Annotated in this window: 16 protein-coding genes, 1 tRNA gene and 1 pseudogene; 1 reads left to right on the top strand and 17 read right to left on the bottom strand. The window is 40.0% G+C overall.

The genetic code is table 11. From position 1 onward, the window contains the following. Nucleotides 1-124: 124 nt before the first annotated feature. Nucleotides 125-200, bottom strand: a tRNA-Ala gene (locus PBAT_RS16825). Nucleotides 201-263: 63 nt separating this feature from the next. After that, a complete protein-coding gene (gene nrdR / locus PBAT_RS16820) occupies nt 264-731 on the bottom strand; it encodes a transcriptional regulator NrdR (RefSeq protein WP_068532067.1) in 468 nt (155 codons plus the stop codon). Between the two features lie 136 nt (nt 732-867). On the opposite strand from nrdR, the gene PBAT_RS16815 reads away from it, so the two are divergent. Next, entirely contained in the window at nt 868-1,083 is a 216-nt protein-coding gene (locus PBAT_RS16815) for an alpha/beta-type small acid-soluble spore protein (protein ID WP_068532065.1), read from the top strand. A 64-nt stretch (nt 1,084-1,147) separates the two neighbouring features. On the opposite strand, the gene PBAT_RS16810 is transcribed toward PBAT_RS16815, so the two are convergent. The 15 genes and pseudogenes from PBAT_RS16810 to PBAT_RS16740 all read right to left on the bottom strand — a co-directional run bounded on the left by PBAT_RS16810 (nt 1,148) and on the right by PBAT_RS16740 (nt 17,455). After that, nucleotides 1,148-1,711: a lytic transglycosylase domain-containing protein gene (locus PBAT_RS16810; protein ID WP_068651058.1), complete on the bottom strand. Its 564-nt coding sequence runs from the start codon at nt 1,709-1,711 to the stop codon at nt 1,148-1,150. Continuing rightward, the gene (gene coaE / locus PBAT_RS16805; protein ID WP_068651057.1) at nt 1,708-2,304 is read right to left on the bottom strand and encodes a dephospho-CoA kinase; all 597 of its coding nucleotides are present in this window, start codon (nt 2,302-2,304) and stop codon (nt 1,708-1,710) included. The genes PBAT_RS16810 and coaE overlap by 4 nt, the downstream gene beginning before the upstream one ends. Before the next feature lie 9 nt (nt 2,305-2,313). Beyond that, the gene (ytaF, locus tag PBAT_RS16800; RefSeq protein ID WP_068651056.1) at nt 2,314-2,988 is read right to left on the bottom strand and encodes a sporulation membrane protein YtaF; all 675 of its coding nucleotides are present in this window, start codon (nt 2,986-2,988) and stop codon (nt 2,314-2,316) included. Nucleotides 2,989-3,116: 128 nt separating this feature from the next. Further along, nucleotides 3,117-3,950 carry a DNA-formamidopyrimidine glycosylase gene (mutM, locus tag PBAT_RS16795; protein WP_068651055.1) on the bottom strand — a complete coding sequence of 278 codons (834 nt, stop codon included), beginning with the start codon at nt 3,948-3,950 and terminating at the stop codon, nt 3,117-3,119. A 50-nt stretch (nt 3,951-4,000) separates the two neighbouring features. Next, the gene (polA, locus tag PBAT_RS16790; RefSeq protein WP_068651054.1) at nt 4,001-6,661 is read right to left on the bottom strand and encodes a DNA polymerase I; all 2,661 of its coding nucleotides are present in this window, start codon (nt 6,659-6,661) and stop codon (nt 4,001-4,003) included. Nucleotides 6,662-6,830: 169 nt separating this feature from the next. Continuing rightward, a complete protein-coding gene (gene phoU, locus PBAT_RS16785) occupies nt 6,831-7,490 on the bottom strand; it encodes a phosphate signaling complex protein PhoU (RefSeq protein ID WP_068651053.1) in 660 nt (219 codons plus the stop codon). Between the two features lie 37 nt (nt 7,491-7,527). After that, nucleotides 7,528-8,283 carry a phosphate ABC transporter ATP-binding protein PstB gene (gene pstB / locus PBAT_RS16780; RefSeq protein ID WP_068651052.1) on the bottom strand — a complete coding sequence of 252 codons (756 nt, stop codon included), beginning with the start codon at nt 8,281-8,283 and terminating at the stop codon, nt 7,528-7,530. Nucleotides 8,284-8,413: 130 nt separating this feature from the next. Continuing rightward, on the bottom strand, nt 8,414-9,148 hold the full coding sequence (locus PBAT_RS16775) for a response regulator transcription factor (protein ID WP_068651051.1): 735 nt from the start codon (nt 9,146-9,148) through the stop codon (nt 8,414-8,416). 126 nt (nt 9,149-9,274) lie between these two features. Beyond that, complete coding sequence (gene pnpS / locus PBAT_RS16770) at nt 9,275-11,068, bottom strand: two-component system histidine kinase PnpS (RefSeq protein WP_068651050.1); 1,794 nt, start codon at nt 11,066-11,068, stop codon at nt 9,275-9,277. Then, entirely contained in the window at nt 11,065-12,060 is a 996-nt protein-coding gene (locus PBAT_RS16765; protein WP_068651049.1) for a bile acid:sodium symporter family protein, read from the bottom strand. The genes pnpS and PBAT_RS16765 overlap by 4 nt, the downstream gene beginning before the upstream one ends. Before the next feature lie 226 nt (nt 12,061-12,286). Further along, a pseudogene (locus tag PBAT_RS16760) lies at nt 12,287-13,152 on the bottom strand (SDR family oxidoreductase). 203 nt (nt 13,153-13,355) lie between these two features. Next, entirely contained in the window at nt 13,356-13,781 is a 426-nt protein-coding gene (locus PBAT_RS16755; RefSeq protein WP_068651048.1) for a hypothetical protein, read from the bottom strand. Between the two features lie 167 nt (nt 13,782-13,948). After that, nucleotides 13,949-14,890, bottom strand: coding sequence for a malate dehydrogenase (mdh, locus tag PBAT_RS16750; RefSeq protein WP_068651047.1), 942 nt, complete (start codon nt 14,888-14,890; stop codon nt 13,949-13,951). Nucleotides 14,891-14,911: 21 nt separating this feature from the next. Continuing rightward, nucleotides 14,912-16,207 (bottom strand): NADP-dependent isocitrate dehydrogenase, encoded by a 1,296-nt coding sequence (gene icd / locus PBAT_RS16745; protein ID WP_068651046.1) that lies wholly within the window; start codon nt 16,205-16,207, stop codon nt 14,912-14,914. Nucleotides 16,208-16,342: 135 nt separating this feature from the next. After that, the gene (locus PBAT_RS16740) at nt 16,343-17,455 is read right to left on the bottom strand and encodes a citrate/2-methylcitrate synthase (protein ID WP_068651045.1); all 1,113 of its coding nucleotides are present in this window, start codon (nt 17,453-17,455) and stop codon (nt 16,343-16,345) included. Between the last annotated feature and the right edge of the window lie 102 nt (nt 17,456-17,557).

The following is a 17,557-nucleotide window of genomic DNA, read 5'->3' as shown; positions in this document are numbered from 1 at the left end:
TCATCTTTATATCATATCATCTATTTCACTTTGATGTGTCGACAAACTGTCTACACCTATCATGAGTCAAATGACAACAATCGAAACAAAAAAACGGCATTTCTGCCGTTTGAATTTAAAATGTTGGTGGAGCCTAGGGGGATCGAACCCCTGACCTCATCACTGCCAGCGATGCGCTCTCCCAGCTGAGCTAAGGCCCCATTTGAATACAACAACAATCATTAATTTATCAAAAAATGAATGTTATGTCAATAGATTTGTCCTTATTCCCCTGTTGTACTTTTGGATAAAAGATTCTTTAATTCCTTCATGAACATGTTAATGTCCTTGAATTGACGATATACAGAAGCAAATCGCACATATGCTACTTCATCAACCCGATATAACTCCTCCATAACCAATTCACCGATTTGTTGGCTATCCACTTCGGTTACTGCTGTATCACGCAATGCTTTCTCTACTTCTGAGACGATCAGGTCAAATTGTTCTACAGACACTGGACGTTTCTCACAAGCTCTAATTAATCCACGCATGACTTTGTCACGACTAAATTCTTCACGATTACCACTCTTCTTAATCACAATTAAAGGTGCTTCCTCAACCATTTCAAACGTTGTGAACCTTCGACTACACTGTTCACATTCACGCCTACGTCGTATCGACTTATTCTCATTAGCTGGGCGTGAATCCAATACCTTGGTTCCCGCATAGCTACAATATGGGCATTTCATTGTGTTAGCACTTCCCTTTTCACATGAGTTTTCGTAAAGCAATATTTATTCCATAAAAATTTCCACCTACAAAAAGTTATGAAGATTGCAAATTTAACACATAATACTTTTACAAACAGCGAGGAGGTGAACGACAATGGCAAACAACAGTTCCAATAACTTAGTTGTTACTAAAGCTACAGGCGCCCTAGAACAAATGAAATATGAAATTGCTCAGGAACTTGGAATCAGCATTCCACAAGATGGATACCAAGGAAACATGACTTCTTATGAGAACGGTTCAATCGGTGGATATATCACTAAACGTTTGGTAACCCTTGCAGAACAACAATTAGCTGGTCAATTCAGCTAGTCTGATGAAGTTATGGAGTGTTGGACCGGCGAGAAGCTGGACCAACACTCCTTTTAGTTCATCATTAGAACTCATCGTAGATATCTGTATATTTATCATAATAATATAATACACGTTGTACATAATGCCTAGTCTGATCAATAGGAATTTCTTTAACTGTTTCAAGTTGTCCATCCCATAGACCCTTATCCATCCAACTTCGTACATTACCAGGTCCTGCATTATAAGCGGCAATGGCTAATGCCTTATTGCCATCAAATTGCTTAGAAAGCGATGCATAATACCATGCTCCCAGTTGAATATTAGGTCCTACTTCGTGTTTGATCCGCTCTAGAGACACTTCAGGAAGTTTGGCCATTTCCATAGCCCAAGTCGCCGTACGTGGCATAAGTTGCATAATTCCAAGTGCACCCTTCGATGACTCTTTTCCTGGCTTAAAATTAGACTCTACCCGAATAATAGCAGCAATTAGAAATGGATCTACCTCGTATTCCTCAGCTTGTATTTGGATTTCCTCTTTGTAATGAATAGGATAAAACCAAGACATCCAATTACTATTAAAGAATAACAACAATACGAACGTCATAAACAAAAGAATGAGCACACGTTTTTTAAGAAAGAACTTCATAACAACCTCATCTGAAGCCAACATTCATTCACTTGTTGCTCCGTTGCTTCTAAGCTATGACTGTTATCAATAACTCGATCTGCTGAACTTTTCTTATCTTCAATATCCATCTGTGACTGAAGCCTCGTTTCTGCTTGTCCAAATGACAAAAGATCTCTCTTCATAAGACGTTCCATCTGCACATCACGTGGTGCGTATACGACCCATACTTCTTCGAACATGGATTGAAGTCCTGATTCATATAAAAGCGGGATGTCTACCACTACGAGACGTTCAGGATACGCTGTCTGAAGCTCCATCATTCGCTTCCTTATCTCTTTACGGATCTCAGGGTGACTCATATTATTCAAAGCCTTTAGAGCTTCTTTGTCGTCAAAAACAATGCTACCAAGCTTCTTACGATCCAATGTACCATCCTCTTGCAGTATACCTTGTCCAAAAAATTCAGCTACCGCAGCAAGAACAGGGTGACCCGGGAGCATAACTTCCCGGGCAATAGCATCGGCGTCAACAAGCATAGCTCCCTTCTTGACTAGAAGGGAGGATACCGTACTCTTACCTGTTGCAATTCCCCCGGTTAATCCAATGTTCATGATTTCACCTCATAATAGCTTCATTATTCCCATTATTATCAACATTAACGCTGGCAGTGCCGTCATGTGCCGTGTCCATGATTTTGTAGCAAAACGAAATCCTGCATTCATGCCCATGACCAGAAAACTACCGCTAAATAATGCAATTACTAATGATGTGGACAACGGAGAGAACCCTAGAAGTGCTGCTCCGAGCCCTGCTCCAAATGCATCTAATGATAACGCAATACCTAGCCACATAGCCTCATAACCCGAAATGCTGCCCGATTTATCCACATCTGCCGACGAGGGTGTACGTAATATCTGAATCACAAGACCCAACTTACGAATTTCTAATGAGAATACCTGCCGCTCTGATAGCGGCTTGGGTAATTTCTCAACTTTCACTGGTTCAAGCACTTGATCTTTTTCTTTTTGAATAAGCATTTGAACCAATGACCATAATCCCATGATGATAAGAATCATAGCCCCTACAGCTGAAGCAATCTTAGGAGATACAAAATGCGCAAGCAGAACCCCTACTTGCATTGAAATTCCAATAACAACGCCAGACAGAACTGAAATAATCACAATCGAGAGTAGTGGGATTTTCACTTTCCTTAATCCATATGTAATCCCTACTCCAAAACTATCCAAACTCACCGCAAAAGCCAGCAACGTCAGTGCAAGAATGTGACTGAGCACCCTGTTCCCTCCCTATCTCACATGCGAAAAATGACCGAATTCCAAAATCCGATACGCTTTTCGCTACAGTCGATACGTTCTCCATATTATATGGAAGAAAAAACGAGGGGTGCACATTCTCATGAATATTACTTAGGGTCCGGTTGGCATGTCGGGCAGAAATGTGTTCCTCTCCCACCAACGACTGTTTTCTCAATGATAGAACTACAATTCACACAAGGCTTGTTCTGACGACCATACACTAGTAACTGTTGTTGAAACATCCCCATCTCTCCTTGACCGTTCACATAGGACTTGATAGAGGATCCACCCGCTTCAATGGATTCTAACAATATACTTACAATAGCTGTATGCAATCGTTCAATCTGTTTATTATCCAATACGTCCGTCGTTGACTCCGGGTGAATGCCAGCTTTAAATAGCGATTCATCTACATAAATATTCCCGATTCCAACGACATATGCTTGATTTAGCAAGACAGATTTTATTTTTGTTTTTTTACCCGTTAGGACCTGCTTGAACTGCGCTAATGTAAACGACTGATCTAAGGGCTCTAATCCTAACTTGGACAAAGGTAACGAAACCAGGTCCTCCCCTGTCGCAAACAGATGCATCGTACCAAATTGACGAACATCTTTGTAACGTAGTTCAGTCCCATCATTAAAATGAAATACGACATGTGTATGTTTCTCCACAGGTTCTTCACTTGCGTAAAGTCCATATCTGCCTTCCATCCGCAAATGGGATACGATAACAAGTCCATCCAATAGAATACGTATAAATTTACCTCTACGTTCTACCCCTAAGATGGTATGTCCTTCAAGCAAAAATGCAAATTCCTCTATATCATCAGGGCGCTGAATAATCCGTGCCAAGTGGACACTTACATGATCAATGGTTTTGCCTTTTACCAATACATTTAAGGTTCTTATTATGGTCTCTACTTCCGGTAATTCCGGCATGATGTCTCACCTCTATCCCATTATAACGGAATTTAGTAACCTATGGGCTACTATTTCGCTTCATACCAATTGCCACCATAGCTTACTTCTGCTTTCAGTGGAACATTAAGCGGAAGTGCTTTGCCCATAATTTCTGGCACCAATGATTTCATGATCTCAAGCTCATCTTCTGGAACTTCAAATACCAATTCATCATGAACCTGAAGTAACATTCTGCTCTTTAATTTCTTATCAGTAAGTGCCTGATCCATGTGTATCATAGCAAGCTTAATGATATCTGCTGCCGTCCCTTGAATAGGCGTATTCATAGCAGTTCGTTCAGCAAATGAACGAAGATTAAAGTTACTGGCATTAATTTCAGGAAGATACCTTCTTCTCTCTAAGAGCGTCGTGACATAGCCATTCTCTTTAGCTTCCTTCACAATATCAACCATATATTGTTGCACACCTTGGAATACTTCGAAATATTGCTCTATAAACTTCGCAGCTTCTTTGCGCGTAATGTTAAGATTCTGAGATAACCCATAATCGCTAATACCATATACAATACCAAAATTAACAGCTTTTGCGGCACGTCTCATGTTGGAGTCAACGTCCTCCGCTCTCACCCCAAACACATCCATTGCCGTCTTCGTATGAATATCCATATCATGTGTAAAGGCATCAATCAGCCCTTTATCTTGTGATATATGTGCGAGTACACGTAATTCCACTTGGGAGTAATCAGCTGCTAAGATAGACCAGCCAGGCTCCGAAGGCACGAATACTTTACGAATCTTACGACCCTCTTCCAATCGAATTGGGATATTCTGTAAATTTGGAAATTGACTACTCAAACGACCTGTGGCAGCTACTGTCTGACGATAATACGTATGCACCTTGCCCGTCTTCGGAGATATTTCCTTCAACAAACCTTCCACGTACGTAGATTGTAGCTTCGCTATCGTGCGATACTGCAAAATAAGTTGGACGATATCATGATACGGTGCCAACTTCTCAAGCACTTCAGCATCAGTAGAGAATCCTGTCTTGGTTTTTTTGACCACAGGCAGACCTAACTTCACGAAAAGAATTTCACCCAACTGTTTCGGTGAATTAATATTGAACTTCGTCTCTGCAATGCTATAGATTTCTTCTTCTAAACGATGAATCTGAACTTCAAATTCCTTACCAAGCTCTTGTAAATCACTCATATGAACTTCAATACCTTGCTTCTCCATATCCGCAAGGATTCGAGAAAGAGGCATCTCAATATCATGGAAGAGCGATTTCATCTTTTTCTCATCTAATTCTGCTTCTTGTATCGGAATAATACTGAGTACGGTTGCCGATTTACGTGCTAAATGGTTGCTTAGTATGTCTACATCGGGCACTTTATATTTCGCGCCTTTACCAAATACATCTTCCTCAATGGCTATAGAATCTAATCCATATTTGGATGCCAATGCGCTTACCGTTTGACTGGATTCTGTCGGATCGAGTAAGTATGCTGCAAGCTGTACATCGAAAGCAACCCCAGCAAAGGGGATGTCATGCCAATGTAACGCAAGATCCATCCGATGCAAATCATATCCACGTTTAGGAACGGAAGGGTCTTGTAGCCAGTTCAGAATCGGTTCTGCTTGATCCGTCTTTAATAAATCAAACGGTACATAATCATGCCGATCTTCGGATGAGAACACGATCCCAATAACATCAGCTCGATGTGGGTTATCTCCATAAGTCTCTGCATGTAGAACTTTGACATCAGAAAGTCGACCGATTAGCTCGTCCATATTGTCCTTATCGATTACAGTAACTTCTACATTCAAAACTGGCTTAGCTACTTCACCTTCCTCCAATCCTCCTTCACCAGATAGCGATAGACGTTCAAGGAGTGATTTGAATTCCAATTTAGCAAGTGCTGGACCTGACGTTTCTTGATTGAAACCGTTGAATACCATTTCATCCAATGATTTATCTAATTGAACTTCACGATAGATTGTCGCTAACTTTTTACTCATGATCGCATCATCTGCATGCGTCTCAATCTTTTCCTTCATCTTCCCTTTTAACTCATGGGTATTCGCTAATACCTCTTCTACTGATCCATATTGATGTAAAAGTTTTAGCGCGGTCTTCTCACCTACTCCTGGAATACCTGGAATATTATCGGATGTATCCCCCATTAATCCTTTTAGATCAATAATTTGGTGAGGTTCTAAACCGTATCGTTCTTGAATCTGCTCAGGAGCATAGAGTTCGATCTCAGTAACACCTTTACGAGTCAATCCAATCTGTACGTGTTCAGAGGCCAGTTGGAACATATCCTTATCCCCAGATACCACTAACACTTGACGTCCAGCTTGGTCTGCTTCCTTAGCAATAGTTCCAATAATATCATCCGCTTCATATCCACTTAACTCATATTGGGCAATTCCAAGTCCTTGTAACAACTCCTTTAGCAAAGGAAATTGCTCAGACAGCTCACGAGGCGTCTTTTCTCGTCCACCCTTGTATTCCTGATACCCCTCATGTCGGAACGTAATCTTTCCCGCATCAAAAGCAACCATCATATGCGTTGGTTTATGATCCTCAATCAATCGTAAAAGCATGTTCGTAAATCCATATACCGCATTTGTGTGTAGTCCTTTTGTATTGGTTAGCGGCGGCATTGCAAAAAATGCGCGATAAATTATACTATTACCATCAATAAGAATTAGCTTATCCATAAAACACCTTCCCTTTATACAACATTGTTATTTCATGATACCATACGACCCCTCAAAATGAGAAAAATGTACGTAGTGCTTCAACTATTTATCACTTTTGCTATCCGATTATGACTCTAAAATACAAAAAAGCACCGACATGGTCGGTGCTTGGATGTAATCCACTCCATTATTGGTTCAAATCTGGCCGTTTACCCGTAACAAGGTAAACTACACTTTCTCCAATATTTGTAGCATGGTCAGCGATACGCTCGATATATCGTCCAACTAGGGTAAGTAACATGACTTGAGAAGTTGACTCTGGGTGTGCTGATAGATAAGCATATAATTCGGTAATCATTTGTCCATATAAATGATCGACCTTATCATCGTCCAACGCCATCTTGTAAGCAAGATCGGTGTTCTCATCTAAGTACGATGTGATAGCCTCTGTAATCATGATTTTAACGATAGCTGCCATATTAGGGATATCCACAAGTGGTTTAATCAATTGTTGTCCTTGAAGGCGCATCGTAACCTTAGCCACATCTAGGGCGAGATCACCCATTCTCTCCAAATCACTTGAGATCTTAAAGGCGACAATAATTCGTCTTAAGTCTTTAGCCACAGGTTGTTGTGTAACAATCAGACGAGATCCGATATCCATAATCTGATCTTCCATCGCGTTCAGTAATACATCATCCTTCACGATCTGTTGAGCTTTAACTGTATCTAAAGTATGTAGCGCCGTAATGGCGCCTTCCAATGCTTCTATAACATGCTGTCCCATACGAAGTAATAATGAACGTAACTCTTCCAAGTCTTGATCTAATCCAATTCTCCGAATCATCTTCTGTCATCCCCCTATCAATGCCTTATATTTAAGTCTATCCGAACCTACCTGAAATATAGTCCTCGGTACGAGAATCCTGAGGATTCGTAAACAAAATGTTTGTATCATCTGATTCAACAACTTCCCCATTCAAGAAAAATACAGTCCTTCCAGATACACGTGCAGCCTGGTGCATGTTATGAGTAACCATGACTATCGTATAGGTTTCTTTCAATTCCTGGACCAACTCTTCAATTTTGAGTGTGGAGATCGGGTCTAACGCCGAGGTTGCCTCATCCATTAACAGAATATCTGGTTGAACCGCGAGCGCCCGTGCAATACACAAACGTTGCTGTTGTCCGCCTGACAAACTTAGAGCAGAACGTTTCAAGTAATCTTTAACTTCTTCCCATAACGCAGCTTGACGTAAACTCTGTTCTACTATGGTATCCAATTCTGCTTTATTGCGAACACCGTGTAGGCGAGGCCCATAAGCAATGTTATCATATATTGATTTAGGAAAAGGGTTCGGTTGCTGAAATACCATTCCGACTTGCTTACGAAGGGCCTCAACATGTACATCTTCACCATAAATTTCTTTACCGTTAATTTGGACAGAACCAACAATTTGAGTTCCAGAGATCATATCATTCATACGGTTCAAAGTACGTAACAATGTAGATTTACCACAGCCGGACGGCCCAATGAAAGCCGTTATTGTTTTTTCTGGAATATTGAGATCTACATCCTTGAGTGCATGGAAATCTTCATAGAATAGATTCAATTGCTTAATATGGATAATATCTTCCATTTAATTATCATATCTCCTTATCTTTACGTGGTATTCTTACTAATATTACATTTTGTATGTAAATACTGTGCCCCATAATTGTAAACTCTGTGTAAAATATATCGTAAAAAAAAAGGAAATACTCATCCAATCATACGGACTGATGAGCATTTCTCTTTTTACTGACGACTAGCTTGTATCCAACACCTCGAATAGAATCGATATGCACGGATTCAGGATCAAGTTCGAGCTTTTTACGAAGTGAGCTAACGTGTACATCCACGGTTCTCTGACCCCCGATATAATCAAACCCCCATACTTCATTCATCAAGTCGTCTCTTGTAAGAACGACCCCCGGCTTGCGGGCAAGATATAATAATACTTCGAATTCTTTGGGACGCAAGTTAATGCTCTGACCACTCAATATCACTTCATACTTCTCAGGGAAAATCTCCAATTGACCTAAAGAGATCATGGATGCCGAAGTCTGTGGTGTGTTTCTTACTTCTTCCGTTTTCCCTGTCACCCGTCTCATCACAGCACTCACTCGAGCAAGAAGTTCTGAGACACCAAAAGGTTTCGTAATATAATCATCCGCACCTGATTTAAGTCCTTGAACAACTTCCTCTTCACCATTCTTCGCTGTCAGAATGATAACAGGTGTAACTACACCTTGTGTGCGTAATTTATTCAAAATATCAATGCCATTCATACCCGGTAACATTAAATCTAATAAGATTAAGTCAAAAGATTCCTGAGATGCCCGCTCGTAACCAGCTGTACCATGGTCTTCCATGGTTACATCATAACCTTCTTGTGATAAATTATAAGATAATAGTCTGGCCAATGTCGGCTCATCCTCAATGACCAACAATCGTTGTGACATATGGGCCCTCCATTCATTTATCATCTCCATTTAGAGAGATGCTAGTTCAACATTACAATCATAACACCATAATGTTAACGGAGTGTAAAGTAAGAAACAATCATTTATACAAAGTTATTAAATTATTTATCCTTCATGTTCTTGTAAAAAAGGTAACTCGACTGTAAACGAACTACCGATATTAAGTTCACTTTCTACTGATAAATAACCATTATGCATATCAACTAAATGCTTCACAATCGATAGTCCTAGACCCGTTCCACCTGAAACACGAGAGCGAGCTTTATCTACGCGATAAAAACGTTCAAATATTCGTGGAAGGTCTTTCTTAGGAATACCCAAGCCTGTATCCGACACTGTAAATTGAACCCGATCCTCACCTTGATCATGTTCAAGATGACGAACGATCACTTTGACTCGCCCTCCTTCTTGAGTGTAATTAATCGCATTCGATAAGAGATTGATGAATATCTGCTTCAGTTTATCCTCATCCGCTTCGATAAATAATTCATCAGGAATTTCCATCTGTAAGCTGATACCTTTCTTCTTTGCCATTGTGGTTATGGTCTCCATCACCGATATAAAGAACGAGGATAAATGAACCGGCGAATAATCCATAGGGATACGTTTAGATTCGATCTTCGAAAGATCTAGAATATCACTAATAAGTCTGTTCAAACGTTCACTCTCATCATATATTATCTGGAGGAATGATCGTACAGTCTTCTCATCGGTCACACCACCAAGTAGTGTTTCAGCGAACCCTTTAACTGCGGCAATCGGAGTCTTCAATTCATGTGATACATTGGCAACAAATTCACTACGCATATTCTCCAACCTACGAATGGCGGATATATCCTGTAGTAGGAACAAAATACCTTTGTAGGAACCTTGCTCATCTAACATTGGAACGCCATCTATTCGCATCATTTTTTCCTCAGGATAATATAAACTTCGTTCTTCATGAATGGCAACTCGTAACGAAATCCCTTCTTTCAATACTTTAGATAATTCATAATGTTGTTTCATTTCCAAATATGATTTACCTAAGACCTGCTCGCTTTTAACCTTGAGCATATCTTCAGCAGCTGGATTAATAACGGCTATATTACCTTTCACATCAATCATCAGTATGCCACTGGTCATATTGTCCAATACACTTTGAATTAAATCCTCATTATCTCGAATTCGTTTAAGTTGATTCTGTAAGCTATCTGCCATCGCATTGATTGCTTTCCCCAATTGCCCTACCTCATCATGACGCTCTAACTGCACACGCGCATCATAATCCAGTTGCGTAATTCTTCTTGCAACTTTAATAATCTTTTCCAGAGGTAATGTTAGACTCGTAGCCATACGATAACTGACCAGTGCAGCAATAGCGAATAATATGAGTAACCATACCGCCATTGTCGCCCACCCACGCTCTAGACCTTCATCTATGGAGCGTAGACTAACGGACAATCGGATATAGCCATCAAATACATTTCCTACTGTGACTGGTGCAGCAACATATAACATGTTTTGATCAAGGGAACTACTATATCTTATGATATGTCCCAACCCACTCCGGTTCGCTTCTATAATTTCTTCCCTTTTCAGATGGTTATCCATAATCAATGGATCTTTCTCAGAATCACCAACAACATCACCATTAGAATTAATAAAAGTGACTCTCGAGTCAATTAATTTCCCAATCTCCTGAGCTTCTTTGGTGTAATACGTAATAGCTTCTTCATTTTCGGTAGATTGAAAATCAAGGGTTCTACTTAAAAGTTTTATTTCCCGGGCCATATTTTCTTCAAGTACAATGATATGTGAGTTTTTAAATACCTTGGCCATTGCCACTCCAGCAACAATCATTGTTAGACCTATCATAATCATTAAAATAAGTGTCAATCTGGTACGAAAGGACTTCATAAATCTCTCATGCTCCCTTGATTCAATTTGAACTCTTCTTTATGTAATGGAACCCAACGCTTCATACAACTATGAAAAAGGGTTGCTAGCGGTTGCTGAATCATAATTCCTAGAACAACTGGAACAGAGGCCATAGGTGAGAAATAACTCATTGCTAGCACCATCCCTAGCGAAATATTCCGCATACCAGCCGCATAGGATAAAGTCACCCTTATTTCTCTAGATGGACTCAGCAAAAGATAAGAACCGAAATAACCTACTATGTAACTTACAGCCACCACGATTATAACAGAAGGAATAACAACTAACATATCGTTTTTCAATTGAACGATGTGTGGTGCAATAGCCGCCGCATTCAACATCACCACAGCTGTGAATCCGACTTTAGATAACGGTATAGCTATTGGCGTAGTCATCTTCTTCAACTTACCACCTGAACACTCATACAATGTAACGCCAATAAAGGTAGGTAGGACCACAATTACAAATAGATCCTTCATCAATCTCATACTATCGAATGCAATTTGGGTCCCAAAGAAAAATTCGATGAGAAAAGGAACGACAAATGGACTGAGCGCTGAGTCTATTACGACCAATGCTAACATCAATGCTACGTTACCGTGCGATAATCCCACCCACAATACAGAAGAGACACCCAGTGGGATGCTCGTAAATAGAACTAAACCGACTGTATAATCTGAATGGGCACCAAACGTTATCCATCCTAGTACGTATGCGAAGAGCGGAGCAACGATGTGACTCAGGAATATAATCAATACGATAGGCGCCGGACGTATAAGAACCCTTTTCAAATGCTCTAACCCACAACCTAAAGCCATCACAAGTGTTACATATCCGAACACGTAAGGTGTCCACGAAACGAAAGGTAATAAGAACTGGCTAAATATGAACCCCACAATGAGTGAACCCGGAATGATGATAAACATATATTTTTCATACCATGACGTAAATACCTCTGCCCATCTTCTCATCACGTCCCCCTCTCTCTTGCTGCTATATGATAAAATCCATGTCATATTAACCATACATTGGTATTATAATAGCATACAAATATGAATCCAATAGGGATCTACATTATATTCAATGAGTTACCTGAGAGCGTAGTCGAGCAGTCTCACCGTTTCTCATTGCTCACTCACATAGAAAAAGGCCCCTTCCCTTGATTACAACTCTCGGGAAAGGGCCTTAACATATTCTTTAACCGTTCACAATCTCTCCACCATTTATGTGAATCCTTGTCCACTTACATAAGAAGAGTCATCAGAAGCAAGATATACATACGCTGGTGCTACTTCTGCAGGCTGACCCGGACGTTTCATGGGCTGAGTACTACCGAATTCGCTTACCTTCTCTGCATCAAAGGTTGATGGTATAAGTGGTGTCCAGATTGGCCCCGGTGCAACTGCATTAACACGAATCCCCTTCTCTATAACATTCATCGAAAGAGAACGTGTAAAACTAACAATGGCCCCTTTGGTCGCTGAATAATCGATGAGCGTGGCATTACCTTTGTATGCAGTAATGGATGCCGTATTGATAATGGTACTTCCACTCTTAAGATGTGGCATAACTGCCTTTGTCATGTAAAACATACTAAATATATTCGTACGGAACGTCCGTTCCAATTGTTCTGTCGTAATATCTTCGATTTTTTGCTGCGGATGTTGCTCCGCCGCATTATTCACCAGAATATCTACTTTTCCAAACTTATCAATCGCTTGTTTAACTGAAGACTTGCAGAATTCTTCATCTCCAATATCTCCTGCAATCAATAGACATTTACGCCCTTCCTGTTCCACACGCTTTTGTGTCTCAATTGCATCATCATGTTCATTCAAATAAGAAATAGCTAAGTCTGCTCCTTCTTTAGCAAAAGCGACAGCTGTCGCCCTACCGATACCGCTATCTCCGCCTGTTATAATCGCAACTTTCCCCTGCAATTTCCCTGCAGCCTTATAATCTGATGATTCATATTCAGGAAGAGGCTTCATCTTACTTTCTACTCCTGGCTGTTGATCCTGATGCTGTGGAGGTAATGTTTTCTTAGGTTGTTGTGCTGACATGATCATTCTCCCTTCTAAAACTATCTTTATTAGGATGACAATAATCCTTCATAACTATTCCTTAACCCATTACCACGTTCTCTAGTGATTTAATCAATTTTAATATATACTACGAATGATCTAGGACCTCTAAAATCTAATTTCACACAAAAAAAAGAATCCCCCGTCATCAAGACGGGGGATTCTCTTCTCTTTACGTTGTATTAGATAACTTGGTTGAATACCATGAAATATACCATCACAAGTAGACATACTGCGAGGATTGCACTCATCATCCGCAATTTACCTGCTTCAACAGAAATATCTTTCTTTTCCTTGATCTTAACAACTGCAGCCTTCAATGGTTTGCTCATCATGCCACTAACTGCAAATAGAGCAACGATTAGTATACAAGTAATCACCATCCAAGCTACAGAATAATCACCTTGTGACATCATATATCCACCTGTAATGAACTGAATTAGCAATCCAACCTGCGCAAAAATATTAAAACTACGAATTGCTACAGCCGTACCTTCTTGAGCTGGCAACGACAACGTTGACATTTTACTCACGATAAACGGCAACAACAGATAGAACCCTACAGATAAAGCCCCTAAAATATGTACAAAAGACATGACGTTCCACATAAATATTATCCTCCTAAAAATCTGTTTTCTGTGATAATTATCACGTTAAGTATACCGTACCTATGAATGAAAAGAAAGAAGCCTCTCGCTTTTAGTAAACAAAGAGGCTTCTTCTTTCATAACTTTGACACTTTTACCGTGTCTTATACAAACACCAATCATTTATATTAAACCGTTATTACCGAAATGACATTTCGAACAGAATCTGCAGATTGTTCTAGTGCTAACAACTCATCGGCAGTCAACTCAAGTTCAAATATCTTCTCGATTCCGTCCCCACCGAGAATCGTAGGTACGCCCATAAATAATCCGTCGTATCCATATTCTCCTTCAAGCAGTGCAATAACCGGAATAATACGCTTTTTATCCTTCAGAATAGCTTCTGTCATTTGTACCAAGGACGCTGCCGGGGCATAGTAAGCACTACCGTTACCCAGAAGGTTTACAATTTCACCGCCACCAACGCGTGTACGTTGAACAATTGCTTCAATACGCTCTGCACTGATGAGTGTATCAATCGGAATGCCTCCAACGCTTGAATACCGAACTAGAGGTACCATGTCATCGCCATGTCCACCTAATACGAATCCACGAACGTCTTCAACAGATACATTCAGTTCTTGTGCAATAAACGTACAATAACGTGCTGTATCAAGAACGCCCGATTGACCAATCACGCGATTCTTTGGAAATCCAAGAGCATTATATGCTACATAAGTCATTGCATCCACAGGATTACTTAGAATGATTACGATAGAGTTCGGAGCATATCTCTTAATGTTCTCGCAAACAGACTTCACGATTCCCGCATTTGTATTCACAAGGTCATCACGACTCATCCCAGGTTTGCGAGCAATACCAGCAGTAATAATAACAACATCGGAATCTACAGCATCTTCATAGTTAGACGTACCCATAATTTGGCTATCAAATCCTTGAACAGGACTCGCTTCCATCATATCAAGTGCCTTACCTTTGGTTGGATTCTCTAGCTGAGGAATATCAATTAATACAACATCCCCAAGTTCCTTTTGCGCTAACATTAATGCAGTTGTTGCACCGGTAAATCCAGCTCCAACCACGGATATTTTATTTCTTTTTAATCCCATAATCGGATGATCTCCTTATGACTACATGTTTTTGATAACTTGATCTGCGAACTCAGAACATTTAACTTCTGTAGCACCATCCATTTGACGAGCGAAATCATAAGTAACAATCTTATCGTTAATGGATGTCTCCATACCTTTATAAATAAGATCTGCAGCTTCCTTCCAACCCAAATGTTCAAGCAACATAACGCCTGATAATACAACTGAGCCTGGATTAACAAGGTCTTTATCTGCATATTTCGGAGCTGTACCATGAGTAGCTTCAAAAATGGCATGTCCTGTCAGGTAGTTGATATTAGCTCCTGGAGCAATACCAATTCCACCAATTTGAGCTGCTAGTGCATCAGACAAGTAATCTCCATTCAAGTTAAGTGTTGCAATAACGTCAAAGTCAGTCGGACGTGTTAGAACTTGTTGCAACGCAATATCAGCGATAGCATCTTTAATAAGAATCTTACCCGCTGCTAATGCTTCATTCTGAGCTGCATTCGCTGCTTCTTCTCCGTCTTTCTCCTTGATAATATCGTATTGAGCCCATGTGAATACTTTATCTCCAAACTCTTGTTCAGCTACTTCATATCCCCAGTTCTTAAATGCACCTTCTGTATATTTCATGATGTTACCTTTATGTACCAAGGTCACACTCTTACGCCCATGCTCAATCGCATATTCAACTGCAGCACGTACTAGACGTTTAGAACCATCTTCAGATACAGGCTTGATACCAATTCCTGATGTTTCTGGGAAACGGATATTTTTGACGCCCATTTCATCCTGTAGGAAAGTGATCAATTTCTTCACTTCAGCGGAACCTTCTTTATACTCAATACCCGCGTAAATGTCTTCTGTATTCTCACGGAAGATAACCATATCCACTAGCTCTGGACGTTTAACTGGAGAAGGAACACCTTTGAAATAACGAACTGGACGCAAACATACGTACAAGTCTAATTCTTGACGCAAAGCTACGTTCAAAGAACGGATTCCTCCACCGATCGGCGTTGTCAAAGGTCCTTTAATAGCTACGATATATTCACGGATAGCTTCTAGTGTATCGTTTGGTAGCCATTCTCCGTATTCATTGAAAGCCTTCTCACCTGCAAATACTTCATACCAAGCAATTTTCTTAGAACCGCCATAAGCCTTATCTACTGCAGCATCAAGTACACGCTTGGAAGCTTTCCAGATATCGCGTCCTGTTCCATCACCTTCGATAAACGGAATGATTGGAAAATTCGGAACATTTAGTACTCCATCTTGAATCTCAATCTTGTCACCCTCGGTTGGTAGTGCGTACTTTTCTAGTTTAAACATGTTTTTGTATCCTCCTAAAATTTTTTATTAGCACAACGTCTTCTAAGTAAAGTCTTCGTAAAAATTTATATCGAAAGCATTATCTTATATTTATTATAGCGTTACTCCCAAATCAATTCATCTATCGATTCAAGTTTAGCGTAATTCAATAGAAATATATTTCTGATCATGTAAGCCTATATATTCTGCACGTGGACGGATAATTCGATTCGATTCCCATTGTTCTAGCATATGTGCTGTCCATCCAGATACTCGACTAATCGCAAAGATCGGTGTAAACAACTCACGTTCTATTCCAAGTTGGGTATATACCGAAGCAGAATAGAAATCAACATTAGGTTTTAGTCCTTTTTGTCCAGTTACCATCTCTTCAATCTTCACGGACATCTCATAGAGATCAGAATTGCCTTTCATTTCACTAAGTTCACGTGACATTTTTTGAAGATACTTAGCTCGTGGATCTCCATTCTTATAAACTCGGTGTCCGAATCCCATGATAATTTCTCGCTTATTCAATTTATCTTGAATATAGCTCTCAACTTGATCTAGACCACCAATTTCTTCAAGCATTCTCATTACAGCTTCATTAGCTCCACCGTGCAAAGGGCCCTTTAACGCCCCGATAGCAGAAGTAACGCCTGAATATATGTCAGAGAGCGTTGCAACAGTTACACGACCTGCAAAGGTGGACGCATTAAGTTCATGATCAGCATGAAGAACAAGTGCTTGATCCAATGCTTTAATGGAAGTTTCATCTGGTTGTTCGCCTCTTAACATAAAGAGAAAGTTCTCAGCAATAGTCAATCCTTTTTGAGGTTGAACTGGTTCTTTTCCTTGGCGAATACGGGAGAGTGCAGCTACTATCGTAGGCAATTGAGCCTGAAGTTTTACAGCCTTCTTTTCGTTAGCTGTACGACTCATATCATCTGCTTCTTCATCATATAAAGCAAGAGCAGAAATAGCAGTACGAAGTGCAGCCATTGTATTTGTATCTTTAGGAAACAACTTCATCTGTTCTATCAATGTCTGTGGGATTGGTGCAAACGTATCCAAATCTCGCTTCAGGTCATTTAATTCTTGAGCATTAGGTAACTTACCAAACCACAATAAATAAGCGACTTCTTCAAAGCTAGCATGTAACGCTAATTCATTAATATCATATCCGCGATATGTAAGCACACCATCCACAATTGAACTTATGGATGAAGTTGCAGCTACGATACCTTCCAATCCTTTGGTTGCTGTCATCGTACATCTCTCCTTTTGTGAAAACGTATTTTTAAGAGTGCTACCAGTATCAATGAAAACATTTACATTCTTAAATACTAAAAACATAACATCGAGAGTAAA

The organism is Paenibacillus antarcticus (assembly GCF_001637225.1).
Lineage (GTDB): Bacteria > Bacillota > Bacilli > Paenibacillales > Paenibacillaceae > Paenibacillus_AQ > Paenibacillus_AQ antarcticus.
This window is presented reverse-complemented; position numbering and strand designations above follow the sequence as displayed.